Origin of the sequence: Arenimonas terrae (assembly GCF_006265115.1) — a bacterium.
Lineage (GTDB): Bacteria > Pseudomonadota > Gammaproteobacteria > Xanthomonadales > Xanthomonadaceae > Arenimonas > Arenimonas terrae.
The window spans coordinates 130,905-154,261 of the sequence record NZ_SMDR01000002.1 but is presented as its reverse complement, the minus strand read 5'-3'; the positions used below and the strand labels follow the sequence as shown (position 1 = coordinate 154,261).

At 70.6% G+C, this 23,357-nt stretch carries 28 protein-coding genes and 1 tRNA gene; 14 read left to right on the top strand and 15 right to left on the bottom strand.

The window, feature by feature from the left end; translation table 11 throughout:
- Window positions 1-15: 15 nt before the first annotated feature.
- Window positions 16-525 carry a DUF1993 domain-containing protein gene (locus tag E1B00_RS09480; RefSeq protein WP_139448114.1) on the bottom strand — a complete coding sequence of 170 codons (510 nt, stop codon included), beginning with the start codon at window positions 523-525 and terminating at the stop codon, window positions 16-18.
- Window positions 526-648: 123 nt separating this feature from the next.
- Window positions 649-1,203, bottom strand: a complete 555-nt coding sequence (locus E1B00_RS09475) for a DUF2058 domain-containing protein (RefSeq protein WP_139448112.1) — start codon at window positions 1,201-1,203, stop codon at window positions 649-651.
- A 70-nt stretch (window positions 1,204-1,273) separates the two neighbouring features.
- Here E1B00_RS09475 and E1B00_RS09470 point away from each other — a divergent pair, with 70 nt between their 5' ends.
- Window positions 1,274-1,771, top strand: coding sequence for a M48 family metallopeptidase (locus tag E1B00_RS09470; protein WP_139448110.1), 498 nt, complete (start codon window positions 1,274-1,276; stop codon window positions 1,769-1,771).
- A gap of 53 nt (window positions 1,772-1,824) precedes the next feature.
- Here E1B00_RS09470 and E1B00_RS09465 read toward each other — a convergent pair.
- Window positions 1,825-1,900: transfer RNA gene (locus E1B00_RS09465), tRNA-Phe, on the bottom strand.
- Window positions 1,901-2,117: 217 nt separating this feature from the next.
- Here E1B00_RS09465 and E1B00_RS09460 point away from each other — a divergent pair.
- Window positions 2,118-2,570, top strand: coding sequence for a DUF6491 family protein (locus E1B00_RS09460; protein ID WP_139448108.1), 453 nt, complete (start codon window positions 2,118-2,120; stop codon window positions 2,568-2,570).
- A gap of 54 nt (window positions 2,571-2,624) precedes the next feature.
- Here E1B00_RS09460 and E1B00_RS09455 read toward each other — a convergent pair whose 3' ends face one another.
- From E1B00_RS09455 to ftsY, 4 genes are read right to left on the bottom strand one after another with little or no spacing between them, the layout of a single operon-like run.
- On the bottom strand, window positions 2,625-2,897 hold the full coding sequence (locus tag E1B00_RS09455; RefSeq protein WP_139448106.1) for an oxidative damage protection protein: 273 nt from the start codon (window positions 2,895-2,897) through the stop codon (window positions 2,625-2,627).
- The gene (mutY, locus tag E1B00_RS09450) at window positions 2,894-3,937 is read right to left on the bottom strand and encodes an A/G-specific adenine glycosylase (protein ID WP_139448104.1); all 1,044 of its coding nucleotides are present in this window, start codon (window positions 3,935-3,937) and stop codon (window positions 2,894-2,896) included. Before mutY ends, E1B00_RS09455 begins: the two co-directional genes overlap by 4 nt.
- Complete coding sequence (locus E1B00_RS09445; protein ID WP_139448102.1) at window positions 3,934-5,112, bottom strand: AsmA family protein; 1,179 nt, start codon at window positions 5,110-5,112, stop codon at window positions 3,934-3,936. Before E1B00_RS09445 ends, mutY begins: the two co-directional genes overlap by 4 nt.
- Window positions 5,109-6,185 (bottom strand): signal recognition particle-docking protein FtsY, encoded by a 1,077-nt coding sequence (gene ftsY / locus E1B00_RS09440; protein ID WP_176693192.1) that lies wholly within the window; start codon window positions 6,183-6,185, stop codon window positions 5,109-5,111. Before ftsY ends, E1B00_RS09445 begins: the two co-directional genes overlap by 4 nt.
- Window positions 6,186-6,241: 56 nt before the next feature.
- On the opposite strand from ftsY, the gene rsmD reads away from it, so the two are divergent.
- The 9 genes from rsmD to E1B00_RS09395 all read left to right on the top strand — a co-directional run bounded on the left by rsmD (window position 6,242) and on the right by E1B00_RS09395 (window position 13,198).
- A complete protein-coding gene (gene rsmD, locus E1B00_RS09435; RefSeq protein ID WP_139448100.1) occupies window positions 6,242-6,868 on the top strand; it encodes a 16S rRNA (guanine(966)-N(2))-methyltransferase RsmD in 627 nt (208 codons plus the stop codon).
- A complete protein-coding gene (coaD, locus tag E1B00_RS09430; RefSeq protein WP_139448098.1) occupies window positions 6,865-7,362 on the top strand; it encodes a pantetheine-phosphate adenylyltransferase in 498 nt (165 codons plus the stop codon). The genes rsmD and coaD overlap by 4 nt, the downstream gene beginning before the upstream one ends.
- Before the next feature lie 24 nt (window positions 7,363-7,386).
- Entirely contained in the window at window positions 7,387-7,890 is a 504-nt protein-coding gene (locus tag E1B00_RS09425) for a hypothetical protein (RefSeq protein WP_139448096.1), read from the top strand.
- A gap of 46 nt (window positions 7,891-7,936) precedes the next feature.
- Window positions 7,937-8,197, top strand: coding sequence for a YfhL family 4Fe-4S dicluster ferredoxin (locus E1B00_RS09420; RefSeq protein ID WP_139448094.1), 261 nt, complete (start codon window positions 7,937-7,939; stop codon window positions 8,195-8,197).
- Window positions 8,194-9,897 (top strand): gamma-glutamyltransferase, encoded by a 1,704-nt coding sequence (gene ggt / locus E1B00_RS09415; protein WP_220396266.1) that lies wholly within the window; start codon window positions 8,194-8,196, stop codon window positions 9,895-9,897. The genes E1B00_RS09420 and ggt overlap by 4 nt, the downstream gene beginning before the upstream one ends.
- 25 nt (window positions 9,898-9,922) lie before the next feature.
- A complete protein-coding gene (locus tag E1B00_RS09410; RefSeq protein ID WP_139448092.1) occupies window positions 9,923-10,813 on the top strand; it encodes an MBL fold metallo-hydrolase in 891 nt (296 codons plus the stop codon).
- Between the two features lie 10 nt (window positions 10,814-10,823).
- On the top strand, window positions 10,824-11,255 hold the full coding sequence (locus E1B00_RS09405) for a DUF4920 domain-containing protein (protein WP_176693191.1): 432 nt from the start codon (window positions 10,824-10,826) through the stop codon (window positions 11,253-11,255).
- Window positions 11,256-11,311: 56 nt separating this feature from the next.
- Window positions 11,312-12,709: an alkaline phosphatase PhoX gene (locus E1B00_RS09400; RefSeq protein ID WP_139448088.1), complete on the top strand. Its 1,398-nt coding sequence runs from the start codon at window positions 11,312-11,314 to the stop codon at window positions 12,707-12,709.
- 66 nt (window positions 12,710-12,775) lie between these two features.
- Window positions 12,776-13,198 carry an MAPEG family protein gene (locus E1B00_RS09395; RefSeq protein ID WP_139448086.1) on the top strand — a complete coding sequence of 141 codons (423 nt, stop codon included), beginning with the start codon at window positions 12,776-12,778 and terminating at the stop codon, window positions 13,196-13,198.
- A 111-nt stretch (window positions 13,199-13,309) separates the two neighbouring features.
- Here E1B00_RS09395 and E1B00_RS09390 read toward each other — a convergent pair whose 3' ends face one another.
- The 4 genes from E1B00_RS09390 to E1B00_RS09375 form a co-directional block, all read right to left on the bottom strand.
- On the bottom strand, window positions 13,310-13,606 hold the full coding sequence (locus E1B00_RS09390) for an EF-hand domain-containing protein (RefSeq protein WP_246048643.1): 297 nt from the start codon (window positions 13,604-13,606) through the stop codon (window positions 13,310-13,312).
- 115 nt (window positions 13,607-13,721) lie between these two features.
- Window positions 13,722-14,768, bottom strand: coding sequence for a 23S rRNA (cytidine(2498)-2'-O)-methyltransferase RlmM (rlmM, locus tag E1B00_RS09385; protein ID WP_139448082.1), 1,047 nt, complete (start codon window positions 14,766-14,768; stop codon window positions 13,722-13,724).
- Window positions 14,758-15,315, bottom strand: coding sequence for a nucleoside deaminase (locus tag E1B00_RS09380; protein ID WP_139448080.1), 558 nt, complete (start codon window positions 15,313-15,315; stop codon window positions 14,758-14,760). Before E1B00_RS09380 ends, rlmM begins: the two co-directional genes overlap by 11 nt.
- Window positions 15,312-17,051, bottom strand: a complete 1,740-nt coding sequence (locus tag E1B00_RS09375; protein ID WP_139448078.1) for a glutamine--tRNA ligase/YqeY domain fusion protein — start codon at window positions 17,049-17,051, stop codon at window positions 15,312-15,314. Before E1B00_RS09375 ends, E1B00_RS09380 begins: the two co-directional genes overlap by 4 nt.
- 129 nt (window positions 17,052-17,180) lie before the next feature.
- Between E1B00_RS09375 and E1B00_RS09370 the strand changes: the two genes are divergently transcribed.
- From E1B00_RS09370 to E1B00_RS09360, 3 genes are read left to right on the top strand one after another with little or no spacing between them, the layout of a single operon-like run.
- A complete protein-coding gene (locus tag E1B00_RS09370) occupies window positions 17,181-19,367 on the top strand; it encodes a diguanylate cyclase domain-containing protein (RefSeq protein ID WP_139448076.1) in 2,187 nt (728 codons plus the stop codon).
- A 57-nt stretch (window positions 19,368-19,424) separates the two neighbouring features.
- A complete protein-coding gene (locus E1B00_RS09365; RefSeq protein ID WP_139448074.1) occupies window positions 19,425-20,075 on the top strand; it encodes a glutathione S-transferase family protein in 651 nt (216 codons plus the stop codon).
- Window positions 20,076-20,077: 2 nt separating this feature from the next.
- The gene (locus E1B00_RS09360; protein WP_246048640.1) at window positions 20,078-20,596 is read left to right on the top strand and encodes an adenine phosphoribosyltransferase; all 519 of its coding nucleotides are present in this window, start codon (window positions 20,078-20,080) and stop codon (window positions 20,594-20,596) included.
- A gap of 1 nt (window position 20,597) precedes the next feature.
- Here the strand turns inward: E1B00_RS09360 and E1B00_RS09355 are convergent, their stop codons facing one another.
- The 4 genes from E1B00_RS09355 to oxyR all read right to left on the bottom strand — a co-directional run bounded on the left by E1B00_RS09355 (window position 20,598) and on the right by oxyR (window position 23,276).
- Entirely contained in the window at window positions 20,598-21,242 is a 645-nt protein-coding gene (locus tag E1B00_RS09355) for a hypothetical protein (RefSeq protein WP_139448070.1), read from the bottom strand.
- A gap of 50 nt (window positions 21,243-21,292) precedes the next feature.
- Entirely contained in the window at window positions 21,293-21,712 is a 420-nt protein-coding gene (locus E1B00_RS09350; RefSeq protein WP_139448068.1) for a rubrerythrin family protein, read from the bottom strand.
- Between the two features lie 102 nt (window positions 21,713-21,814).
- Window positions 21,815-22,231 carry a nucleoside diphosphate kinase regulator gene (gene rnk, locus E1B00_RS09345; protein ID WP_139448066.1) on the bottom strand — a complete coding sequence of 139 codons (417 nt, stop codon included), beginning with the start codon at window positions 22,229-22,231 and terminating at the stop codon, window positions 21,815-21,817.
- A 97-nt stretch (window positions 22,232-22,328) separates the two neighbouring features.
- The gene (oxyR, locus tag E1B00_RS09340) at window positions 22,329-23,276 is read right to left on the bottom strand and encodes a DNA-binding transcriptional regulator OxyR (RefSeq protein WP_139448064.1); all 948 of its coding nucleotides are present in this window, start codon (window positions 23,274-23,276) and stop codon (window positions 22,329-22,331) included.
- Window positions 23,277-23,357 lie beyond the last annotated feature (81 nt).

Sequence of the window (23,357 nt, the reverse complement as noted above, 5' to 3'; positions counted from 1 at the left end):
GGCGGCCTCGCGGTCTCAGGCCAGGGGCCCGAGATAGTCGAGCTTGCCCAGCGGTGCGCCATTGTGCCGCAGGATCGCGTAGGCCGTGGTGACGTGGAAATGGATGTTGGGCAGGGCGAAGCCCATCAGATAGGCCTGGCCGCCCAGGGTGATCGTCTGGCCGCGCACCGGCAGCGTGACGGTGCGGGTCTCGCTGCCGTCGAGCAGCTTGCGATCCACGCCGCGCACGAAGGCCAGGGTGCGGGCGATGCGGTCCTGCAGCTGGGCGAAGCTGGTCTCGTCGTCGGCCATCGACGGGTTGTCGACCCCGGCCAGCCGCGCCACCAGGCCCTTGGCCGAATCGCTGGCGCGCTGGACCTGGCCGGCGAGGGTGAGCATGTCGGGCGCCAGGCGCGCCTGCACCAGGGTGTCGGGGTCGATGCCGGTGGCTTTCGCGTGGGTCAGGCCCTTGTCCAGGATCGCGGAGAGGTTGGTGAGCGCACGTTCGACGGCGGGCAGGGTGAGGGCGGACATGGACAGCGTCATCGGGCTACTCCGGGAAGGGAATCGGAAGCCGAAGTCTGGTCGCGCGGCGCGGGGCCGACTAGCCGGGTTTTTCGGGAAAGACTGGTCCAAAGACCGCGGGCGAGAACCGCCAGCAAACGGCGGTCACCAGACCAGGTCGTCGGGCACCTTGAACTGGGCGTAGTACGCGTCGTCTTCCGAACTGCTGTCGGCGGGCGCGGCGCCGCTGGCCTGGCCGTGGTCGAGCACGATCAGGCTGGCGTCGCGTTCGCGCACCTTCTCGCCGGCCGCGCGGGGCAGCAGCTCGTAGCGGTCGCCGTGGCGGGCGATCACCACGGTACCGGCCGCCAGCAGGCGGCGCTGGTCGTCGTTGATCAGGATCGTGCGGATGGCGCCGTCGGCGCTGAAGCGGTATTCGCTTTCCCCCGAACGCGGCAGCTTCTTGTCCTGGATGATCTGCCGGGCCTGCGCGGCGAGTTCGGCGGCGCGCGCCCTGGCCTTGCGTTCGGCTTCCAGCGCGCGGTCCTTCTCGGCTTTCAGTTCGCGGGCGCGTTCGGCCTCGCGGCGGATCTGGTCGGACTCGGTCGATTCCTTCGCCTGCCGCGCCTTCTGCTGTTCGCGCGCAGCCTCGGTGACCTTGGACTTCTTGGCCAGGCCCGCCTTGAGCAGCTGTTCCTGGAGGGGGTTGGGCTTGGCCATGTCGCGCTGTCTTGTGGGGGATTTCCGCGACATCATAGCGCCGTCCGCACCGCCCCCGGCCCACGCCCCGATGCAGCCCTGGAAATACCTCGCCGGTTATCCCGACCACCTGCTGCAGCAGGTGCGCGAGCTGATGGACAAGGGTCGGCTGGGCGCGATGCTCGCGGAAAAATACGGCGAAGCGCACGCGGTGCGCAGCGACCGCCAGCTCTACGACTACGTGCAGGAGCTCAAGGACCGGCACCTGCGGCAATCGGTGCCGCTGGCCAAGGTCGCCTGGGACGGCAAGCTGCAGGTGATGAAACACGCGCTCGGCACCCACACCGCGATCTCGCGCGTGCAGGGCAGTCGCCTGAAGGCCACCCGCGAGATCCGCATCGCCACCGTCTTCCGCGACGCGCCCGCCGAGTTCCTGAAGATGATCGTCGTGCACGAACTCGCGCACCTGAAGGAAGCCGAACACAACAAGCCCTTCTACGCGCTGTGCACGCACATGGCGCCGGACTACCACCAGCTGGAGTTCGACCTGCGGCTGTACCTGACGCACCTGGAAGCGGGGCAGGGCTGAAAGAACCAAAAGAAGAAGGCCCGCGACTGAGCGCGGGCCTTCTTGCAGAATCATGGTGGCCGAGGACGGAATCGAACCGCCGACACGGGGATTTTCAATCCCCTGCTCTACCAACTGAGCTACTCGGCCAGAGACTGGCTTGAAACGCTTCCGGGCGGGGCCGGAGCGAGCGCGAGATTCTAGCGGAACCGGCCCGGGCGAGGCAAGCCGATCCCGGGGCGGCCTTGGGGCCGCGATGGGGACTGAACGCGGGCCCCAGCATTCATGCGGCGTAGGGCCGGCCGGGCGTAGGTTTCCGATTGCCCCCACCGGCGGCCCGGCCGCCATCCTTCCAGGAGCTGCGCCCATGAAGACGTCCCTGATCGCCCTGTCCGCCGCCGCGCTTTTCGCCTGCGGCCTGTTGGCCGCCCCGGCCCATGCGTCCGACCCCGACGATCCGGCGCGCCTGGCGCTGGCGATCAAACACGCCGGCGAGCCGGTGGACCACGTCACGTTCTTCCCGCGCAAGCGCAGCCGCTCGGCCTTCTCCAATTCCTGGGAGCTGCTGGGCGAGCGCGAGATCCTGTTCTGGCAGGGCAGGGAGAAGGCCTGGCTGGTGGACCTGCGCCCCAGCGCCTCCTGCCGCACGCTCGACAAGCAGTTCCGCATCGCCACCAGCGGCGGTTTCGCCGACCTCAAGGCCAACGGCTACCTGCACAGCCCCAACGGCGGCATCTGCCGCATCGACCGCATCCGCCCGGTGAACGTCGAAGCGATGCGCGCGGATGAAGCGGCCGGCGGCGAACTCGCCAAGTCCTGACCGCGACGGTCAAGAGAACCCCGAAGCCCGCGCCGACAGCGCGGGCTTCGTGTTTCAGGCCTCGGGCGCGACGTAGCCGGCGGGTTTGTCGGCGCCGCCGCCGAACAGGAACTTCTCCATCTCGGTCTCCAGGAAGGCCCGGTGTTTCGGGTCCATGGGCGAGAGCCGGTTCTCGTTGATCAGCATGGTCTGGTGCGCCAGCCACTGCTGCCAGGCCTCGCGGCCGATGTGTTCGAACACGCGCTTGCCCAGCGCGCCGGGCCAGGGCACGAAGGCCAGGCCTTCGGTTTCGCGCTGCAGTTTTTCGCAGAAGACGGTGCGGCTCATGGCGTCAGGTTTCCCAGCAGTTTTTTCACGGGGGCGGGCAGTCCCAGCTCGGCCAGTCGGTCGAAGGGCTGCCAGCGCAGGTCGGGGGTGTCGCCCACGGCGTCGCGCGCGGCGGGCACGCGCCAGCTCATCGGCTCGATGTGCAGGCGGTAGTGGCTGAAGGTGTGCTCGATCAGCGGCAGCACCTGCGCGGCGTCGAAATCGGCGGCGGTGTGGCGCGACAGGAAGGCGCGCGCCTCGTCGTGGTCGCCGGCTTCCGGCAGCGACCACAGGCCCGACCACACGCCGGTGGGCGGACGCCGCGCCAGCAGCACGCGGCCTTCGGCATCGCGCACCAGCAGCATCAGGGTGCGGCGTTCGGGCAGGGGCTTGCCGGGTTTGGCTTCGGGCAGCTGTTCGACGCGGCCCTCGATGCGCGCCACGCAGTCGTCCTGCAGCGGGCACAGCACGCAGGCGGGATCGTGGCGGGTGCACAGGGTGGCGCCGAAATCCATGATCGCCTGCGTGTAGTCGGCCATCCGGTCCGGCGGCAGGTGGCTTTCCGCCAGCGCCCACATCTGCTTTTCGACCGGGCCGCTGCCGGGATAACCGGCGATGCCGTGGAAACGCGCCAGCGTGCGCTTCACATTGCCGTCGAGGATGGCGTAACGGTCGCCGTGCGCCTGCGCCAGGATCGCGCCGGCGGTGCTGCGGCCAATGCCGGGCAGCGCGGCGAGTTTCTCGAATTCGCGCGGCAGGTCGCCGCCGTGTTCGGCGACGCAGACCTGCGCCGCCCTGTGCAGGTTGCGGGCGCGGGCGTAGTAGCCCAGACCCGCCCACAGCGCCAGCACGTGGTCGGACTCCGCGGCGGCGAGGTCGGGCAGGGTGGGCAGCGCGTCCAGGAAACGCGTGTAGTACGGAATCACGGTCTGCACCTGGGTCTGCTGCAGCATGATTTCCGACAGCCACACGCGGTAGGGTGTGCGCGGATGCTGCCAGGGCAGGTCGTGGCGGCCGTCGGTGTCGAACCAAAGCAAGAGCCGCGACGCGAACGTCTTCATGGCGTCTCTTCGGAAGCCGCGTCCTCGCCCGCCTGGCCTTCCGCTTCCGCATCGTCCTCTTCGATGCTGATCCGCACGCCCTCCAGCGTCACGCCGTCCATCACCACGCTCGGCGTCGACAGGGTCGCCTCGAGTGGCGGCAGCGGCGCGGCCTCGGGATCGTCCAGCCAGGCCATGAGTTCCGGCAGCGCCAGCGTCGTGGCGGCGGTGGTGTCGTCGCGCTTGAGGGTCAGCCGGCTGTCGGCGGACAGGTCGCCCGGGCCGTCGTAGGCCAGGGTGTAGGCCAGTGGCGAGGTGGAATCCGACAGCGGCGCCGGCAGGGTCGGCCAGGCCGCGGGCCAGGACGCCAGTTCGCCGGCGAGGTCCAGCGCCAGCGCCTCGCCGAAGGACACGTTGCCGGCGGCCGAGAGGTCCGGCACCACGCCTTCGGAGTCGAGCGCGAGGCGGGTGATGGCCAGCGTCATCGGCTCGCGCTCGGCGTCCAGGGCGCCGTCGAGCTCCAGCAGGTAGGGAACATCCAGGTCGGCGTTCTTCAGCCGGCCCTGCATCCGCAGCGTCATCCCGGAGGCGAGGCCCGCGTCCGCCAGGTCCAGGTCGGCGTCGAAGTCCAGGCGCGTGCCGGGCTGTTCGAAGCGGCCGCTGGCGACGGCGCGCGCGGGGTCGCCCGGCCTCAGTTCCGGCAGGTCGAGCGCCAGGGCCTCGAGCGTCCAGCCGTCGCCGATGACGCGGCCTTCGTTCACCGCCAGGCCGCGGGTCAGCGTCGGCAGTTCGAACGGCGCCTCGGGACGAGTCGCCTGCCAGGCCGACAGCGCTTCGAGGTCGAGCGCCGGCGCGTCGAGCTCGATGCGGGTAATCACCAGCGATTCGCCGCCGGTCAGCGTCGACCAGGGCAGGGAGACTTCAGCGCGCGCCGCGGTGAGCAGCGGCGCGGCGGCGCCGGGCTGGCGGGCGGTGAGTTTCGGCAGCACCAGGCGCGGCTCGGGCCGCAGCGCGTATTCCGGTGTGCCCTCGATCGTCAGCTCCAGGCCCAGGGCGGTGCCGGCGCGGTCGAGCACCAGGGCGGTGAGGCGGTTCGGCTCCAGCTGCCGGTTCACCCACCACGCGCCGATCAGCAGCAGGACCGCGAAGGCGGCTAAGAACTTCGGCCAGCGGCGTTTGCGCGCCGGCTCCGTCACCCGGCCCCCAGGGTTCCGGGCAGCAGGGCATCGACGAAACCTTCGGGATCGAACACGCGCAGGTCCTCGGGTTTTTCGCCCAGGCCGATGAAGCGGATCGGGATGCCGAACTCGCGGGCCAGCGCGAACACCACGCCGCCCTTGGCGGTGCCGTCGAGCTTGGTCACCACCAGGCCGGTCACGCGCACCGCGGCGTGGAACTGGCGCAGCTGGTTGAGCGCGTTCTGGCCGGTGGTGCCGTCGATCACCAGCAGCACTTCATGCGGCGCGGTCTCGTCGACCTTGGCGATGACGCGGCGGATCTTGCCCAGCTCCGCCATCAGGCCTTGCTGCGTGTGCAGGCGGCCGGCGGTGTCGGCGATCAGGATGTCCATGCCGCGCGCCTTGGCGGCCTGGATGCCGTCGTAGGCCACCGAGGCGGCGTCGGCGTTCTGGCCCTGCGCGACCACGGCGACATTGTTGCGTTCGCCCCAGATCTTGAGCTGCTCGACCGCGGCGGCGCGGAAAGTGTCGCCCGCAGCCAGCATCAGCGAATGGCCGTCGAGCTGGAAACGCCGCGCCAGCTTGCCGATGGTCGTGGTCTTGCCGACGCCGTTCACGCCGACCGTGAGGATGACGAAGGGCTTGGCCGCGGGGTCGATCTCCAGCGGCTTGGCCACCGGTTTGAGCATGGCCAGCAGGTCGTTGCGCAGCGCGGTCAGCAGGGCCTGCGCGTCGGCGAAGTCGCGGGCCTTCATGCGCCTGCGCATGCGCTCGATGACTTCGGTGGTGGCCGGCACGCCGACGTCGGCGCCGATCAGCGCGGTTTCGATCTCGTCGAGCAGGTCTTCGTCGAGCTTGGGATTGCGCGAGAACAGCCCGCCCAGGCTGCGGGCGAACAGACTGGTGCCCAGCACGCCCTTCATGGCCTCGCGGCCCTCGGCGCGTTCGGCCTCGGCGCGGGCGGCCTTTTCCTCCTGGTGCACGGTAAAGGCGCGGGCCAGGTCTTCGGGGCTGAAACCGGAGCGTGCGGGGGCCTCGGCAGGCTTGGCCGGTTCGGGCTTTTCTGGCTTCTTCTTCAGGAAATCGAACATCGTGCGGCTTTCGCGGACAATGCGCCGATGTTACCACCCGCCCCCCGGACTCCCCGATGAACCCACGCCCCCCCGGCCAGGTGCGCATCATCGCCGGCCACCTGCGCGGTTCGAAGCTGCCGGTGCCTGACCGGCCCGGCCTGCGCCCCAGCGCCGACCGCGTGCGCGAGACCCTGTTCAACTGGCTGCAGCCCATGCTGCCGGGTGCGCGGGTGCTGGACCTGTTCGCGGGCACGGGGGCGCTGGGCTTCGAGGCCTGCTCGCGCGGCGCCCGCGCGACCACCCTGGTTGAGCGCGACCCCGGCCTGGCCGAGGGCCTGCGCGACAGCGCCCGCCGGCTCAAGGTCGAGGGCCTGCGCGTCGTCACCGCCGACGCGCTGTCGTGGCTGCAGCAGGATCCGGGCGAACGCTTCGACCTGGTGTTCCTGGACCCGCCCTTCGAGGCCGGCCTGTGGGAAGAAGCGGCCCGCCGGCTGGGGCCCTGGCTCGCGTCCGACGCCTGGATCTACGTGGAAACGCCGCTGAAAACCGCCCTCTTGTTGCCGTCCGGCTGGCGCCTGCACCGCGAGGGCCAGACCCGCGAGGTCCGCTATGCCCTGTTCCGGTCCGGAAACGGTGCGGCCCCGGAAACCGCTGCTACAATCGCCAGCGAACCCAATCCGCAGGTCACCCCTTCGGCATGAGCCTGGCCCGAAACCGTGTCGCGCTGTATCCCGGCACCTTCGACCCGATCACCAACGGTCACATCGACCTGGTCGCGCGTGCTTCGACCCTGTTCGAGCGGGTCGTGGTGGGTGTCGCCGAAAGTCCGGGCAAGGGGCCGGCCCTGCCGCTGGACGAGCGGGTCACGCTCGCCCGCACCGCCCTGGCGGGTTTCGCCAATATCGAAGTGCGCGGTTTCCATTCGCTGCTGGCCCACTTCGTGCACGAAGTCGGCGCCGGCGTCCTGCTGCGCGGCCTGCGCGCGGTTTCGGACTTCGAATACGAATTCCAGCTGGCCAGCATGAACCGGCACCTGATCCCCGACGTCGAGACCCTGTTCCTGACGCCGGCCGAGCAGCACAGCTTCATTTCTTCCAGCCTGGTGCGCGAGGTCGCCCGGCTCGGCGGTGACGTATCCGGGTTCGTGCACCCGGCCGTCGCCCAGGCCTTGTCCACCCGCTGGAAGCGTTCCTGAGACCCACTCACAAGAGGTATCACCATGAATCGCGCTGTTGTTTCTCTTGCCCTGCTGCTCTCGCTGTCCCTGCTCGCCGGCTGCCAGAAGGCCGAAGAGGCGCCGCCCGCGCCGACCGTGCTGACCGCGCCGACCGGCACCGACGACATGGCCTGGAAGGAATACCTGGGCAAGGTCGTCGGCCAGAACCAGGCCGGCGTCACCGACCGCACCTTCCCCTACTACCTGCCGGCCAACAGCGCCGAGCCGGCCGAGGGCGACCAGGACGGCAAGTCCCAGTACGACCGCCAGCTCGAGAACGTCACCGCCGTCGTGCAGCGCACCGTGCTGCCGGGCAACATGCTGGCCTTCGGTTCGCCGGACAGCGCCAAGATGGCCGACCTGATCACCACCGCCTTCACCGGCGCGGAACCTGACGCCCTGAAGGGCTCGCAGGTGCTGTTCATCGGCAAGGCCGAAGATTCCGCCCGCGTGCAGGCCGCCGTCGAGGCGGCCGGCGCCAAGTACATCTTCGTCGAAGCCAAGTGAGTCGCCGCCCGCGCCCCGGCCGCGTGCCGGGGCGCAGGGCAATCCCATGTCCCTGCTGATCAACCAGCTCTGCATCAACTGCGACGTCTGCGCCCCGGCCTGTCCGAACGACGCGATCAGCCAGGGCGAAACCATTTACGTCATCGACCCGCGCCGCTGCACCGAGTGCGTGGGCCATTTCGACGAACCCCAGTGCGTGGTGGTCTGCCCGGTCGAATGCATCGACCTCGACGGCGACAACCCCGAATCCCGCGAGCAGCTGCTCGCCAAGTACCACGCGCTGATGCAGGGGAAATCCGCCGCATGATCCGCCAACTGTTCCTCGCCCTGCTGTTGCTGGTTCCTGCTGCGCGCGCCGACGCGCCGCGTCCCGCCGCCCGGCCGGCGCAGGCGGCGATCGCCAGCGCCAACGCCTACGCCACCGACGCCGGCCTGGAAGTGCTGGCGCAGGGCGGCAACGCCTTCGACGCGGCAGTAGCGGTCAGCGCGACACTGGGCCTGGTCGAACCCGAAAGCTCGGGCATCGGCGGCGGCGCCTTCATGCTGCTGCGGTCCGCGAAAGACGGCCGCGACGTGTTCGTGGACGCACGCGAGCGCGCGCCGCTCGCCGCGACCCGCGACATGTTCCTGGACGCGCAGGGCAATGCCGTGCGCGAGCGCTCGGTGGACGGTGCGCTGGCGGCGGCCATTCCCGGCCTGCCGGCCGGCCTGGAACATCTGGCCAAACGCTACGGCCGCCTGCCGCTGTCGAAGTCGCTGGCGCCGGCGATCCGCCTGGCGCGCGAAGGCTGGCGCTTCGGTCCAAAAAACGCCGTCATGCTCGGCTACCGGCGCGACGTGCTGGCGCGAAGCCCCGCCGCCGCCGCGCTGTTCCTGCGCAACGGCCAGGTGCCGGCGCAGGGCACGCTGATGCGCAACGAGGACTATGCGCGCACGCTCGAGCTGATCGCGCGCGGCGGAGCCGACGGCTTCTACCGCGGCGCCTACGCGAAGCGTCTGGTCGCGGGCGTGCGCCGCGCCGGCGGCATCTGGAGCGAGCGCGACCTGGCCGAATACCGCGTGGTCGAGCGCGAGCCGATCCGCATCCGCCACCGTGGCTTCGAGATCGTCACCGCGCCGCCGCCGTCCTCGGGCGGCGTGGCGCTGGCGACGATCCTGCACATCCTGGAAGGCTACGACTACCCGAAGCTCGACGCCGTGCCGCGCTACCACCTCACCGTCGAAGCCATGCGCCGCGCCTACCGCGACCGCGCCGCCTACCTGGGCGATCCGGATTTCATCGACGTGCCGGTGCCGCTGCTGACCAGCCGCGAATACGCCGCCGGCCTGCGCGCCGGCATCCATCCCGAGCGCGCCACGCCCAGCGACCTGCTGCCCAGCGCGACGCTGTCGCCGTCGGGTCCGGACACCAGCCACTTCTCGATCATCGACGCCGAGGGGAACCTGGCGGCGGTCACGCAGACGGTGAACCTGCCCTACGGCAATGCCGTGGTGGTGCCCGGCACCGGCTTCCTGCTCAACAACGAAATGGACGACTTCTCGGTGAAGCCGGGCGTGCCCAACGCCTACGGCCTGGTCGGCGAGGATGCCAACGCCATCGCGCCGGGCAAGCGCCCGCTGTCGTCCATGACGCCGACCTTCCTGATCGGCGAGGACCGCGTCGCGGCGCTCGGCACGCCGGGCGGCAGCCGCATCGTCACCATGGTGCTGCTGGGCCTGTTCGAGCTGATGGACGGGCGCGGCGCCCAGGCCACCGCCGACCGGCCGCGTTACCACCACCAGTACCTGCCCGACGTCCTGCAGGCCGAACCGGGCGCCTTCACCGAGGCCCAGATCGCCGCGCTGCGCGGGCGCGGGCACGAGCTGAAGGTCGCGGAAAGCCCCTGGGGCAACATGCACGTGGTGCTGTGGAACCGCGGCACCGGCGCGGTCGAGGCCGGCGCCGATCCGCGCTGGAAGGGCGTGGGCAAGGGCGCGACTTCGGACAAGACTTCGATCTACCGCTGAGCCACCGGCCGGCGAGGAGCAGGACATGAAACTGTGGTCGATCATGGGCAACTCGCAGCGCCTGGACGGCGGCGCGATGTTCGGCAACGCGCCGCGGGCGATGTGGGCGCAGTGGTTGCCGCCGGACGAACACAACCGCGTGCCGCTGGCCTGCCGCACCCTGCTGGCCAGCCCGCTCAACGGCAAGACCGTGCTGTTCGAGGCCGGCATCGGCGCCTTCTTCGAACCGAAGCTGCGCGAGCGTTTCGGCGTGGTCGAAGCGCGCCACGTGCTGCTCGATTCGCTCGCCGAGGCCGGCTTCTCGCACGAGGACATCGAGGTGGTGGTGCTCAGCCACCTTCATTTCGACCACGCCGGCGGCCTGCTGGCGGCGTGGGAGGAGGGCGCGGCGCACTCGCTGCTGTTCCCGAACGCGACCTACGTGGTCGGAGCCGAGCATTTCGAGCGCGCGCGCAACCCGCATCCGCGCGACCGCGCCAGCTTCATCCCGGAGCTGGTGCCGCTGCTGGAAGCCAGCGGCCGGCTCGAACTCGTCGGCGGCGAGCATTCGAAGGCGCTCGGCGACAGCGTGCGTTTCCACTTCAGCCAGGGCCACACGCCGGGCCTGATGCTGGCCGAGATCGTCGGCCCGCAGGACGACCACGGCCAGCCGCATGGCGGCCTGGTGTTCTGCGCCGACCTGATCCCCGGCCGCGCCTGGGTGCATGTGCCGATCACCATGGGCTACGACCGCTATCCGGAAATGCTGATCGACGAGAAGCGCGCCTTCCTCGACGACAAGCTCGCCCGCAACGTGCACCTTTACTTCACCCACGACCACGGCTGCGCGCTGGCCCAGGTGACCCGCGATGCGAAGGGGAAGTTCGGAACCACCCACGAGGTCGCGGCCCTGGTGGCGCGATCGTTGGCCGCCTGAGGAGAAGACCATGCGCCGTTTCCTGCCGATGCTGCTGCTGTTGATCGCTCCCGCCGCGCTCGCCTCGCACGCCACGCCCTATGGCGAGGCGATGCCGGAAAGCGAACCGGTGTCGATCGCCGTGGCCGCCGCCGATCCCGCCGCCTACGCCGGCAAGCCGATGCGCTTCAGCGGCCGCATCACCCAGGTCTGCCAGAAGAAGGGTTGCTGGGTCGTGCTGGAAGCCGACGGCCACAGCGCCCGGGTGATGGCCAAGGACCACGGGTTCGCCGTGCCCACCGATTCGGCCGGCGTCGCCCATGCCTGGGGCGTGCTGCAGGTCGAGCCGATCAGCGCCGAACACGCCAGGCACCTGGTCGAGGACGACGGCGCCGCCGCCCCGGCCGCACAGGAGCTGCGCATCGTCGCCACCGGCATCGAGATCCTCGACGACGTGCCGTAATACGGCTGTGACATTCCGTTGATCGAATGCGGGGTCGCCCGCCCGAGACCCTGCGCATGACCCACGACGCCCATGAGCCGAACTCCCGCCGCCGCCTGCTGCGTTCGGCCGGCCTCGGGCTGGGCGCCGCCGCCCTCGGCCTGAGCCCGATTGGAAAACTGCTGGCCCAGGCCGGCGCACGCGCCGACAGCCACCCGGGCTACGGCCCGCTGAAGGTCGTGCGCGACCTCAACACCGGCCTGCCGCTGCTGCGCCTGCCGGAAGGCTTCAGCTACACCAGCTTCGGCTGGACCCACGAGTTGATGGCCGACGGCCAGAAGACCCCCGATTCGCACGACGGCATGGGCGTGGTGCGGACCGAGGGCGACATCGTCACCCTGGTGCGCAACCACGAGGTGACGGCCGGCTGGGGCAGCTTCGCGCCCGCGGCGGCGACCTACGACCCCCGATGCGGCGGTGGCACCGCAACCCTGCGCTTCGATGCGCGGGCCGGCAAGCTGATCGACGCGCGGCCGTCGCTGGGCGGCACCGTCAACAACTGCGCCGGCGGCACCACACCCTGGGGCACCTGGCTGAGCTGCGAGGAGTTCGTCAGCGCCGCTGGCAACGTCGCGCTGGCCGGCGTCGAATATCCCTTGGGCAAGGACCACGGCTTCGTGTTCGAGGTGCCGGCCGAAGGGCTGTCGCGCGCGGAGGCCCTGGTGGACATGGGCCAGTTCAAGCACGAAGCGGTCAGCGTGGATCCGGACACCGGCATCTTCTACCTCACCGAGGACGTCGAGCCGGAAGCCGGTTTCTACCGGATGATCCCGAAGGTGAAGGGCGAGCCCGTGCGCGGCGGCCGGCTGCAGATGCTCAAGGCCATCGGCGCGCCCGACCTGCGCTCGGGCCGGCGCATGGGCGAGCGGCTGAAGGTGGAGTGGGTGGAGATCGAACACCCCGAGCGTGGCGTGGACAGCGACAACGGCCCGCGCGGCGTCGTGCGCCAGGGCCTGGCCAATGGCGGCTCGCGCTTCACCCGGCTCGAGGGCTGTTTCGTCGGCGAGGGCCGGGTCTATTTCACCGCCACCAACGGCGGCGACGCGACCTGCGGCCAGGTCTGGGCCTATCACCCCAAGGACGAGATGCTGGAGCTGGTCTTCGAGTCGCCCGATCCGGCGGTGCTCGACTATCCCGACAACGTCGTGCTGAGCCCACGCGGCGGCCTGGTGATCTGCGAGGATTCCGAGCAGCCGGTGCAGCGCCTGTACGGCATGACCGCCGCCGGCGGCCTGTTCGAGTTCTGCCGAAACAACGTGCGCCTGGACGGGCACATGGGCTTCGCCGGCGATTTCCGCGACGAGGAGTGGGCCGGCGCGTGTTTCTCGCCGGACGGGAAATGGCTGTTCGCCAACGTCTACTCGCCGGGCTTCACCGTGGCGATCACCGGGCCCTGGCGCAACGGGCTGATCTGACGGCGGCATTGCGCCGCGGCCGCGCGGCGCGGATCATTCCGCCACGTCCCCGCCCCTGGAAAAGCCATGATCACCCTGCTTTATGCCGGCCTCTGCACCCTGCTGGTCCTGACCCTCGCCGGGCGGGTGATGGCGCGACGGCTCAGCCACAAGATCGGCATCGGCGACGGCGGCGACCACGAGATGGTCAAGCGCGTGCGCGCCCACGCCAATGCGGTCGAATACCTGCCGCTGGCCCTGCTGCTGCTCGGCGGCATGGAGCTCAACGGCTATCCGAACGCGGTGATCCACGGTTTCGGCGCCACCCTGCTGGTGTCGCGCGTGCTGCACGCCTGGGGCCTGAGCCGCAGTTCCTCGGCCAGCCCGGGGCGCTTCGTCGGCATCCTGTTCACGCTGCTGCTGATGGTGGCGATGTCGCTGTTCGCGATCGCCGGTTTCGTGTCGCCCTACCTGGCGAGCGATGTCGAGGCGCAGGAATACGAAGGGTAGGGCGCGTCCTAGCGCGGCGGCCGCTCCGGGCATCCTGCCCTCCCGCGGCATTCGCACGTCAGTGTGCATCGCCGCTCCGGGCATCCTGCCCTCCCGCGGCACTTGCGCGTCCTAGCGCGGCGGCGCCAGGAGTTCGGCGGGGCTGAGGCTGCCGTTGCCGTCGGCGTCCTGGCGGGTGAACTGCGCGGTGAAGCGCTCGTGGTGCTGGGCCAGGGTGATCGTCGGTGCGTCCGGGATGTGCTGCTCGTGCGGCTCGAGCACGTCGTTGCGGTTCACGTCCATCTGCCGGAAGGCGAAGCTCATGCGCTCGAGGAACTCGGGCAGCGACACGCGTCCGTCGCCGTCGCGGTCCACCTTCGAAAAATAATCGTCGGCCTGTGCGGCCACGGATCCCAGGATCAACGCCACCGCGAGCCCCCTTAGCAAGGGGGCGCGCCGAAGGCGCGGGGATTGGAAGCAAACGCTGCGGGGGCCCACGATCGGCTTCTCGATCGTGGGGGGCGTAGCGCAGAGCGCGTAGACCTTACCCCGCATAGACCGTGATCTCTTCGCGGTCGTGGTAGAGCTGCTTGGCGCGCAGGGTCAGCGGCCGGCCGGCGTGGTCGACGAAGTGCTGCAGGCAGTCGCGGGTCTCGTCCCAGCGCTTCTTCATCGGCAGCTTGAGGTTGAAGATCGCGTGCTTGCACCAGCCTTCGCGGAACCAGGTGGCCATGCGGTCGGCGACCTTGCGCGGCGACTCGACCATGTCGCAGACCATCCAGTCCAGCGGCTTGGGCGGCTGCCAGCGGAAACCGTCGGCGCGGATGTGCTCGATCACCGGCATGTCCAGCGCGCTCTGCGCCATCGGGCCGTTGTCGACCGAGAACACGCGGATGTGCTGGCGGGCCAGCACCCAGCTCCAGCCGCCGGGCGCGGCGCCGAGGTCGGCGGCGAACAGGCCCGGCTTGATGAACTCGGCGCGCTCCTTTTCGGTCAGCAGCATCATCAGCGCTTCCTCGAGCTTGAGTGCGCTGCGGCTGGGCGCGTCGGCATGGGCGCGCAGGCGCGGCACGCCCAGCGGCCAGGGCGAGGCGTCCTTGGGTTCGGCGCTGCCCAGCAGGGCGTGGTCGCCGGCGAGCAGCAGCACGTGCAGGCGCGGCAGGCGCGGGTCTTCCTTCTCGGTGATCAGGCCGCGCTGGCGCAGGGCCGGGCGCAGGGCGTTGCCAAGCGCGCGGGCCAGGCCAGCGAGCTGCTTGCCTTCGTCCGAATCCGGATGTTCGACCCAGACATCGCCGTGGCGGCCGCGGCCGCCCAGCGCTTCCATGATCGGTGCGATGCGGTCCTTGGGATCCATGCCGGGCAGGTCGGCCAGCAGGCGCAGTTTCTGCCGCGCGAAGATCAGCGTCGACCAGGGCAGGGCGCGCGCCAGGCCGGCGCCGTCCTCGACGCCGAGGAACTCGACGTAGCCGGTGTTGCGTTCGGCGCGGGCGTAACCCGGAAAGCCGGCGAGGGCCGCACGCTCGCCCAGTTCGGCGGCGAGCTCGGGCTCGAAGCCGGGGCGGCAGTAGGCCAGCAGGCCGTCAGTAGACAAGTCCGGATTCTCCGTAGTCGCGCAGCACGTCGCGCGCGTGGTCGCGCATCAGGTCGGTCTTCACGGCAATGCCGCGTTTTTCCAGCTCGCCCTTCCAGTCGGCGGGCAGCGGGCCTTCGTCGAAACCGGCCAGCTGCTGCACGTCGTCGGCGCGCGCCGCGATCAGCAGCTCGTCGATGCCGGCCCAGATCAGCGCGCCGTAGCACATCGAGCAGGGCTGGGCCGAGGTGGCCAGGATGAAACGTTCGCCCGACTGGTTCAGGCGGAAGCTTTGCACACGCTGCTGGCTGGTGGTCAGCGCCATCACTTCGGCGTGCGCGGCGGAGCAGTTGTGCGGCACCACGCGGTTCACGCCCACGCCCACCAGCCGTCCTTCGCCCGTGAACACCGCGGCGCCGAACGGACCGCCGCTGCGGTGGTCGACGTTGCGGCGCGAGAGCTGGATCGCCAGGGCGATGCGGCTCTCGGCGTCCGGGTACAGCCGGTTGCCGTCCACTTCCTCGTGGATCCAGGCCGGCAGGGTGAGGTGGAGCTGGGCGTAGATCACGCCTTGGCCCAGGTGTCGCGCAGGGTGACGGTGCGGTTGAACACCGGCTTGCCCGGTGCGTGGTCGCGGCGGTCGGCGGTGAAGAAGCCCAGGCGTTCGAACTGCACGCTGGTTTCCGGCGCCAGCGCCGCGGCGGACGGCTCGATGTAGCCGCGCACGACCCGGACCGATTCCGGGTTCAGGTAGTCGCGGTAGGTCTTGCCGGCCTCGTCCTTGTCCGGGTCGGGCACGCTGAAGAGGCGGTCGTACAGGCGAACTTCGGCCTCGATCGCGTGCGCGGCGCTGACCCAGTGGATGGTGCCCTTGACCTTGCGGTCGGCGCCCGGCAGGCCGGCGCGGGTGTCGGGGTCGAGCGTGCAGCGCACTTCGACCACGGTCTCGCCGTCCTTGACCACTTCGTCGCACTTGACGATGCCGACGCCGCGCAGGCGCACTTCGCCGCCGGGCACGAGGCGGTGGAAGCCCTTGGGCGGCACTTCCATGAAGTCCTCGCGCTCGATCCAAAGCTCGGGCGAGAACGGCACCTCGCGCTCACCGAACTCGGCGTTTTTCGGGTGGTTGGAGAAGGTCAGCGATTCGGCGTGGCCGGCGGGCAGGTTGGTGATCACCAGCTTCAGCGGGTCGATCACCGCCAGGCGGCGCGCGTTGGCCGAATCCATGGTCTCGCGGATGCAGCCTTCCAGCACCGAGAAGTCGATCAGCGAATTCTGCTTGCTGATGCCGACGCGGTCGGCGAGCAGGCGCAGCGCCGCCGGCGGGCAGCCGCGGCGGCGCAGGCCCTGCAGGGTCGGCAGGCGCGGGTCGTCCCAGCCGCTGACCAGGCCTTCGTCCACCAGGGCGAGCAGCTTGCGCTTGCTCATCACGGTGTAGTTGATGTTCAGGCGCGAGAACTCGATCTGGCGCGGCTTGGCGGCCGGCACGCTGAAACCGGCGTCCACCAGCGGCTGGTAGAGCTGCGGGTTGCGCACCAGGTCCACGTGGTCCACGCACCAGTCGTACAGCGGGCGGTGGTCCTCGAACTCGAGCGTGCACAGCGAGTGGGTGATGCCTTCGAGCGCGTCGCTGAGGCAGTGCGCGTAGTCGTACATCGGATAGATCGGCCAGGCATTGCCGGTGTTCTGGTGTTCGACGTGCTTGATCCGGTAAATCGCCGGGTCGCGCAGGTTGATGTTGCCGCTGGCCATGTCGATCTTGGCGCGCAGGGTGCGGGCGCCGTCCGGGAACTCGCCTGCGCGCATGCGCCGGAACAGGTCCAGGTTCTCTTCGACGCTGCGGTCGCGGAAGGGCGAGTTCCGGCCCGGTTCGGTCAGGGTGCCGCGGTACTCGCGCACCTGTTCGGCGGTCAGGTCGCAGACGTAGGCCTTGCCGTCCTCGACCAGCTTGAGCGCGCTGCGGTAGAACACCTCGAAATAGTCCGAGGCATGGCGCAGCTCGGCCCACTCGAAGCCCAGCCAGCGCACGTCTTCCTTGATCGCCTCGACGTACTCGGGGTCTTCCTTGGCCGGGTTGGTGTCGTCGAAGCGCAGGTTCACCAGGCCGCCGAACTCCTGGCCGATGCCGAAGTTCAGGCAGATCGACTTGGCGTGGCCGATGTGCAGGTAGCCGTTGGGTTCGGGCGGGAAGCGCGTGCGTACGGCCGCGTGCTTACCCGAGGCCAGGTCCTCGCGGATGATCTGCCGGATGAAATCGTTCTTTTCCGGCGCGGTGGCGTCGGCGGGGGCGGGCGTGGCGGTCATGCGTCCGGGCGTGGGGGTGGAAGGCCGCCCAGTTTACCGGCTTGGGGCCTGCCCCGACCGCCGGCTGAACGGAAGGCCCCGACATGGTTAGAATCGACCGGCCGGGGGGCATGTTTAGGGGAGAGACGCTTGCGCATCGCGCGTGCCTGTTTGTTCGCCTTCGGGTTCCTGGCCGCGATGCTGTCGCCGGCACCTGCCGCTGCCGCTGCGGTGGGCCTGCCGGTGGAGCTGGCCGTCATGGAAACGCCGGTGGGAACCACCCTGGGCGCCATCCTGAGCGGCCGCGCCCAGCCGGGCTTCACGCCGGTGCTGACGCCGGGCTTCCCGTTCTCAGCGCGCGACGGCACGACCATCTGGGTCCGTGTACGCGTCGACCTGCCGCCCGGCGACTCCGCGCGCTGGCGCCTGGTCCTGCCCCGGGTGCCTCTGGATCGGCTGCGTCTGCGGGTACCGCCGATCGGCCAGGCCGTGGCGGAGGAGAGCTTCTTCCAGGCGGGGCCCGACGATTCGCCCTGGCCCGCGAACTTCGAGCTGCCGCTGCCCCCGGGGCTCTCGGGCAAGACCGAGCTCTACCTCGAGATCGAAGGCAAGGTCAGCGGCGGCCTGCACCTGCGCGTCATGGACAGCACCCAGGCCGCGCTGGAAGCATCGTCGGCGCGCAGCCTGTTCCGCTACACCTATCTGCTGTTCCTGCTGGTGGCGGCGCTGTCCCTGGTCCGCCATTACGAAGATCCGCGGTCCGGCGCGCTGGCGGTGGGTGCGGCGGCGCTGACCGCCTGGCTGGCCTGCCTGGGCATCAATGGCCATCTGTATTCGCTGCCCGAGATCGCCAGGCTGGCGAGCCTGGGCGCCACGGCGCCGCTGGCGCTGTTCCTGCTGGGGGCGGGTCCGCTGGTGCTGGCCACGCGCCATTATTCGGGTCTGGCCAAGTCGGCGCCGGGCCTGGTGCCCTGGATGCGCGGCCTGGGCTGGCTGCTGGTGGCGGCAGCGGTCTACAGCCTGCTGTTCCTGCCGAGCGTGCAGGCCCACCAGCTGCAATGGGCCGCCTGGGGCGGTTACGTGCTGGCCTTGCTGGCCTGCCTGCTGATGCTCCTGCTCGATTCGCGCAGCTACCGCTGGGGCCCGGTGCTGGCCCTGCTCGCCGTGGCCGGCGCGGTGGTAATGCGGGTGCTGGCGGACAGGCAGCTGGCGGCACCCAGCCTGTTCAACCTCTACGGTGCCCAGTTTCTGCTGGCGGTGGCGATGGCGCTTTACCTGGGCCTGCCCTGGATCCGCGCGCGCCTGCAGCGCTGGGCGATGCGCAAGCGCGCCGAGCCGCCGGAGCCGTCGGCTGCCGAGAAGATCGCCATGGCGCGCACCCGTCTCGAGGAGGGCCTGCAGGCCGGCCTCAAGAACGCCGCCGACGGCGACCTGAAGTGGATCGCGTTCCGGCGCCTGCTCGACGGCCTCAAGCCGGTGCTCAACCAGAGTTCGGCGGCCGTCGTGGCCATGCATTTCCACGGCGAGGACCTGCTGCAGGCCGAACCGCCGACCGCCGAGCCGCGCTACCGCGAACTGCTTGCGCAGCGCTCGACCCTGCTCAAGAACCTCAGCCGCCTGCGCGCGCCGCAGCAGATCGGCATCGACTTCGACGGGCCCGGCCCGCTCGACCAGGTACAGCTGGCGGTGATCCCGCTGCCGATCCCGAGGCCGGGCTGGGGCGCGCTGCTGGTCGAACGCCAGGCCGACGTCACCTACAGCGACGCCGAGCTGGCGCTGTGCGCGGAATTCGCCGCGATGGCGATCATGGCCGGCGACGAGGCCTCGAGCACGGTCAGCGCGCAGCGCGCCGCCGACAATGATCCGGCCACGGGCGTGCTGCGCGTGGAAGCGTTGCGCCAGTACCTGGGCACGGCACTGGATGCGGCCCGCCTCAAGCAGCAGTCGCTGAGTCTGCTCTGCGTGGTGCTCGACCAGCTGCCGGCGCTGCGCGAGGCCGGTGGCGAAGTCGGTGCGGTCACCGGGCTGCGCCCGGTCGCGGACCTGCTGCGCGAGGAGATCGCCTATGGCGACCAGGTCGGCCGTTCCGGCCCCGACGGGTTCCTGGTCGTGGCGCAGGGGCGGCGCCTGCTGGAGGCGCGCGAATATGCCGACCGCCTGCGCGCCGCCGTCACGCGGCTGGCCGTCGATCCCCGCATCGCCGCCACCGGCCTCTCGGTCAGCGTGGGCGTGGCCCATGCCGGACCGGAGGAGCGCGATGCCGCCGCCCTGATCGAACGCGCGGCGCGCGCGGCGCAGATCGCCGCCAAGAACGGCGGCAACCAGATTTTCAGCTGAGGGGCTGCGGGGCCTCGCGTGGTGCGCCCCGGCTTTTCCTTTTCCTTTCGAGGCGTCATGGCAACTACGTTGGTCATCGGCAACAAGAACTACTCCTCCTGGTCGCTGCGGCCCTGGCTGCTGCTGCGGCATTTCGGCGTCGCCTTCGACGAGGTGCGGCTGCCGCTCGACACGCCGGAATTCCACGCCGAGGTCGGCCGCTGGTCGCCGACCCGGCGCGTGCCGGTGCTGCGCGACGGCGAGCTGACGGTGTGGGATTCGCTGGCCATCTGCGAGTACGCCAACGACCGTTGGCTGCAGGGCCGCGGCTGGCCCGCCGACCTGGCCACGCGCGCGCTGGCGCGCTGCGCGGCCTCGGAAATGCATTCGGGCTTCGCCGCGCTGCGCGGCCAGCTGCCGATGAACGTGCGCCGCCAGCCCAACGGCTACCGCTGGGACGCCGACGCCGAGCGCGACATCGGTCGCGTGCAGGAACTGTGGCGCGGGCTGCGCACCCGCTTCGGCGGCCAGGGCGATTTCCTGTGCGGCGGTTTCGGCATCGTCGACGCGATGTTCGCGCCGGTCTGCGTCCGTTTCCGCGGTTACGGCGTGCGCACCGACGACACCGCCAGCGCCTACATGGACGCGGTCTTCGCCCTGCCGGCGATGCGCGAATGGGACGCGGCGGCGCGCGCGGAAACCGAGCGCGTCGGCGCGGACGAGGCCTGAGCGTGGACGGATTCTCCGGACTCATCCGCGACGTCGCCGACTTCCCCAAGCCCGGCATCCTGTTCAAGGACGTCATGCCGATGCTGGCCGACGGCCCGGCCTTCGCCGCTGCGGTGGCGGCCATGGCGGCGCCCTGGCGCGACGCGCGGCTGGGTGCGGTCGCCGGCGTCGAGGCGCGCGGTTTCATCTTCGGCGCCGCGATGGCGCGCGAGCTGGGCGTCGGCTTCGTGCCGGTGCGCAAGCCGGGCAAGCTGCCTGGCGAAGTGCACGAGATCGCCTACGCGCTCGAGTACGGCAGCGACCGGCTGCAGGTGCAGCGCGGCGCGCTGGCGCCGGGCGACCGCGTGCTGCTGGTGGACGACGTGCTGGCGACCGGCGGCACGCTGGCGGCGGCTGCGTCGCTGCTGGCCGGGCTCGAGGTGGAGCTGGCGGGCGGCGCGGTGCTGATCGAGCTCGCGGCGCTCGGCGGCCGCGCACGCTGGACCTCGGCGTCGCCGCTGCTGGCGACGCTGCGCTACTGAATCAGTAGGACGACAGCGCGCAGACGTAGATCAGTTCGCAGGCGCCGGCGCCGCTGTCTTCGCGCGTCAGCGAGCTGCGCCAGGTCCAGCCGTCGTCGCGCCGCACTTCGACCAGCCAGCCCTGCAGCCGCACCGTCTGGTCCGGCCGCACCCGCGACAGTGCGCGCGCCACGTTTTCGTCGGCCGGCACCAGGTGCATGTTGGCGCTCGAACGGATGATTTCGTCCAGCGGCAGCGGCGGGCCTTCCGCGCCCCAGCGGTAGTGGTACCAGCGGCCCGACTGCGAGATGTCCAGGCGGCCATAGTTGGCCGGGTCGGCCATGCGCTGCCAGCCCAGGGCGAGGTCCGTGGGCGAGAGGTCCGACCCGGGCCCGAAGCGGTAGTCCTGGCGCGACAGCACCCGCGCCTGCGCGCTGAAGCCGGCCAGCGGCGAGACGGTGAATTCGCCGATGCGGAAGGCCGCCATCGCCGGCGGAACCTCCGACTGCCGCGTGCCTTCGGCGGCCGAGGACATCGGCGGCAGCACGCAGGCCACCGGCGAGCCGCCGGACAGGGCCTGGGCTGGCGCCGGGGCAGGGGCCTGCCGCGACGCCCAGAGCAGAGCGGCGAGGCCGGCGGCGATCAGGATCCAGGTCCAGCGGGGCATGCGGCCAGCCTAGCGGCGCGGCGCCGGACAGGCCAGCCGCGGGCGCCGGCTCATTTGCCCATGTCCTCCAGCGCCTTGCGGAAGCGGCCGGCGTGCGAGCCCTCGGCCTTGGCGAGGGTTTCGAACCAGTCGGCGATCTCGTCGAAGCCTTCGTCGCGGGCGATCTGCGCCATGCGCGGGTAGAGCTCGCTGCCGTCCTGGATCTCGCTGGCGATCGCCGCGCGCAGGTTGTCGGCGGTGGCACCGATCGGCAGGCCCGTGTCGGGATCGCCGCAGGCCTCGAGGTATTCCAGGTGGCCGTGCGCGTGGCCGGTCTCGCCTTCGGCGGTGGAGCGGAAGATCGCCGCCACATCGCTGTGGCCTTCGATGTCGGCCTTCTGCGCGAAGTACAAAAAACGGCGGTTGGCCTGGGATTCCCGGGCGAAGGCGGCCTTGAGGTTGTCTTCGGTCCTGGAGCCCTTGAGCTTCATCGGCGTCGTCCCTGGTGGAGGTCCGGAACATCGCCCCGGCGGGGCCGGGGCGTGACGAGCATAGACCGGCGGCGCGGGCGCGTCGAAGCGCCGGGCGCCGGCTCAGCGGTTCAGGTCGCCCGCGGCTTCCGGCTGGTAGCGGATGCCGGTGACGCGCACGCGCAGGGCCCGGCCGCCGGGCGCCTGCCAGTCGATCACGCTGCCCACCGACAGGCCGAGCAGGGCGCTGCCGACCGGCGCCAGCACCGACACGCGATGCGCGGCCACGTCGGCGTCGCGCGGATACGACAGCGTGACCTGGTGGTGTTCGCCGCTGATCTCGTCCACGCACAGCACGGTGGAGTTCATCGTCACCACGTCGGCCGGCATGCGCTCGGGCGGCAGCACGGTCGCGCGCTGCAGTTCTTCGCCCAGGGCGAGTGCGGCCGGCACGTGGCGCAGGCCGGGCGAATCGAGCAGCTGTTCGAGGCGCGCGAGGTCGCGGCTGCTAACGGTGATCGGCGGAAGGGAAACGTTCATTTGCACGGGCCTCCAAAAGTAAACGGGCGGCACGCGTGGCGCGCCGCCCGGGGGTCTACAGGTTGTGGCCGCACCATAGCCCGGCCCCGCGGTGGCTTCAAGCCTTGGCGCGACGTGGTGCGTTGCGCTGCGGCAACGGGCCGGGAGCGGTCAGCAGGCCCGGCGGCAGATCGCGCAGCACGGCCGCGAGTTTGTGCAGGAAAGTCGCGGTGGCCGAGCTCTTGCGCCATACCAGGGCCAGGCGCCGCGTCGGCGGCGGATCGCGGAAGGACAGTAGGCGGATGTTCTCCGATGGCGACACCGGCGGTTTCACCGCCAGCATCGGCAGCAGGGTGACGCCGACGCCGGCGGCGACCATCTGCCGCAGGGTTTCCAGGCTGGTGGCGCGGAATCCTTCCTTTTCACCGGCGCCCGCGAGCGTGCAGACCTCGAGCGCCTGGTCGCGCAGGCAGTGGCCTTCTTCGAGCAGCAGCAGGCGTTCGTGGTCGAGTTCGGCCAGGCGCAGCTCATGCTTCTCGGCGAGAGGATGGCCTTCGGGCACGGCCAGCAGGAAGGGCTCCTCGAACAGGAACTCGGTTTCCAGCCAGTCCTCGTGCAGGGGCAGGGCGAGCACGGCGGCGTCGAGCTTGCCGTCGCGCAGCATGTGCAGCACGGTTTCGGTCTTCTCTTCGACCAGCAGCAGCTCCAGGCGCGGGAAACGCGCGCGGATGCGCGGCACCACGTGCGGCAGCAGGTAGGGGCCGAGCGTCGGGAAAAGGCCCAGGCGGATGCTGCCGGCTTCCGGGTCGGCGGTGCGGCGCGCGGTTTCGCGCATCTGGTCCACTTCGGCCAGCACGCGCCGGGCGCGTGCGGCGATGTCGTGGCCCGCGGGCGTGAGCATCACCTGGCGCGGTGCCCGTTCGACCAGGGCCACGCCCAGCTCGTCCTCCAGCTTCTTGATCTGGGTCGAAAGCGTCGGCTGGCTGACGTGGCAGGCTTCCGCGGCGCGGCCGAAATGGCGCTGTTCGGCCAGTGCGACGAGGTAGCGCAGATCGCGGAGGTTCATGGGTTATCGCTCCGGCCTATCGAGCCTGCGGCATCAATACGCCTTGAAAATGGTTTGGGCAAGCCATAAATAGCTATTGCC

Excerpts from the sequence above, each read along its gene's own strand:
- E1B00_RS09400 (WP_139448088.1), top strand. The coding sequence starts at position 11,312 with ATGACCCACGACGCCCATGAGCCGAACTCCCGCCGCCGCCTGCTGCGT.
- E1B00_RS09455 (WP_139448106.1), bottom strand. The coding sequence starts at position 2,897 with ATGAGCCGCACCGTCTTCTGCGAAAAACTGCAGCGCGAAACCGAAGGC.
- E1B00_RS09475 (WP_139448112.1), bottom strand. The coding sequence starts at position 1,203 with ATGGCCAAGCCCAACCCCCTCCAGGAACAGCTGCTCAAGGCGGGCCTG.
- E1B00_RS09395 (WP_139448086.1), top strand. The coding sequence starts at position 12,776 with ATGATCACCCTGCTTTATGCCGGCCTCTGCACCCTGCTGGTCCTGACC.
- ggt (WP_220396266.1), top strand. The coding sequence starts at position 8,194 with ATGATCCGCCAACTGTTCCTCGCCCTGCTGTTGCTGGTTCCTGCTGCG.
- E1B00_RS09420 (WP_139448094.1), top strand. The coding sequence starts at position 7,937 with ATGTCCCTGCTGATCAACCAGCTCTGCATCAACTGCGACGTCTGCGCC.
- ftsY (WP_176693192.1), bottom strand. The coding sequence starts at position 6,185 with ATGTTCGATTTCCTGAAGAAGAAGCCAGAAAAGCCCGAACCGGCCAAG.
- E1B00_RS09410 (WP_139448092.1), top strand. The coding sequence starts at position 9,923 with ATGAAACTGTGGTCGATCATGGGCAACTCGCAGCGCCTGGACGGCGGC.
- E1B00_RS09480 (WP_139448114.1), bottom strand. The coding sequence starts at position 525 with ATGACGCTGTCCATGTCCGCCCTCACCCTGCCCGCCGTCGAACGTGCG.
- oxyR (WP_139448064.1), bottom strand. The coding sequence starts at position 23,276 with ATGAACCTCCGCGATCTGCGCTACCTCGTCGCACTGGCCGAACAGCGC.
- E1B00_RS09365 (WP_139448074.1), top strand. The coding sequence starts at position 19,425 with ATGGCAACTACGTTGGTCATCGGCAACAAGAACTACTCCTCCTGGTCG.
- E1B00_RS09350 (WP_139448068.1), bottom strand. The coding sequence starts at position 21,712 with ATGAAGCTCAAGGGCTCCAGGACCGAAGACAACCTCAAGGCCGCCTTC.
- mutY (WP_139448104.1), bottom strand. The coding sequence starts at position 3,937 with ATGAAGACGTTCGCGTCGCGGCTCTTGCTTTGGTTCGACACCGACGGC.
- rnk (WP_139448066.1), bottom strand. The coding sequence starts at position 22,231 with ATGAACGTTTCCCTTCCGCCGATCACCGTTAGCAGCCGCGACCTCGCG.
- coaD (WP_139448098.1), top strand. The coding sequence starts at position 6,865 with ATGAGCCTGGCCCGAAACCGTGTCGCGCTGTATCCCGGCACCTTCGAC.
- E1B00_RS09405 (WP_176693191.1), top strand. The coding sequence starts at position 10,824 with ATGCGCCGTTTCCTGCCGATGCTGCTGCTGTTGATCGCTCCCGCCGCG.
- E1B00_RS09470 (WP_139448110.1), top strand. The coding sequence starts at position 1,274 with ATGCAGCCCTGGAAATACCTCGCCGGTTATCCCGACCACCTGCTGCAG.
- E1B00_RS09375 (WP_139448078.1), bottom strand. The coding sequence starts at position 17,051 with ATGACCGCCACGCCCGCCCCCGCCGACGCCACCGCGCCGGAAAAGAAC.
- E1B00_RS09460 (WP_139448108.1), top strand. The coding sequence starts at position 2,118 with ATGAAGACGTCCCTGATCGCCCTGTCCGCCGCCGCGCTTTTCGCCTGC.
- E1B00_RS09425 (WP_139448096.1), top strand. The coding sequence starts at position 7,387 with ATGAATCGCGCTGTTGTTTCTCTTGCCCTGCTGCTCTCGCTGTCCCTG.
- rsmD (WP_139448100.1), top strand. The coding sequence starts at position 6,242 with ATGAACCCACGCCCCCCCGGCCAGGTGCGCATCATCGCCGGCCACCTG.
- E1B00_RS09355 (WP_139448070.1), bottom strand. The coding sequence starts at position 21,242 with ATGCCCCGCTGGACCTGGATCCTGATCGCCGCCGGCCTCGCCGCTCTG.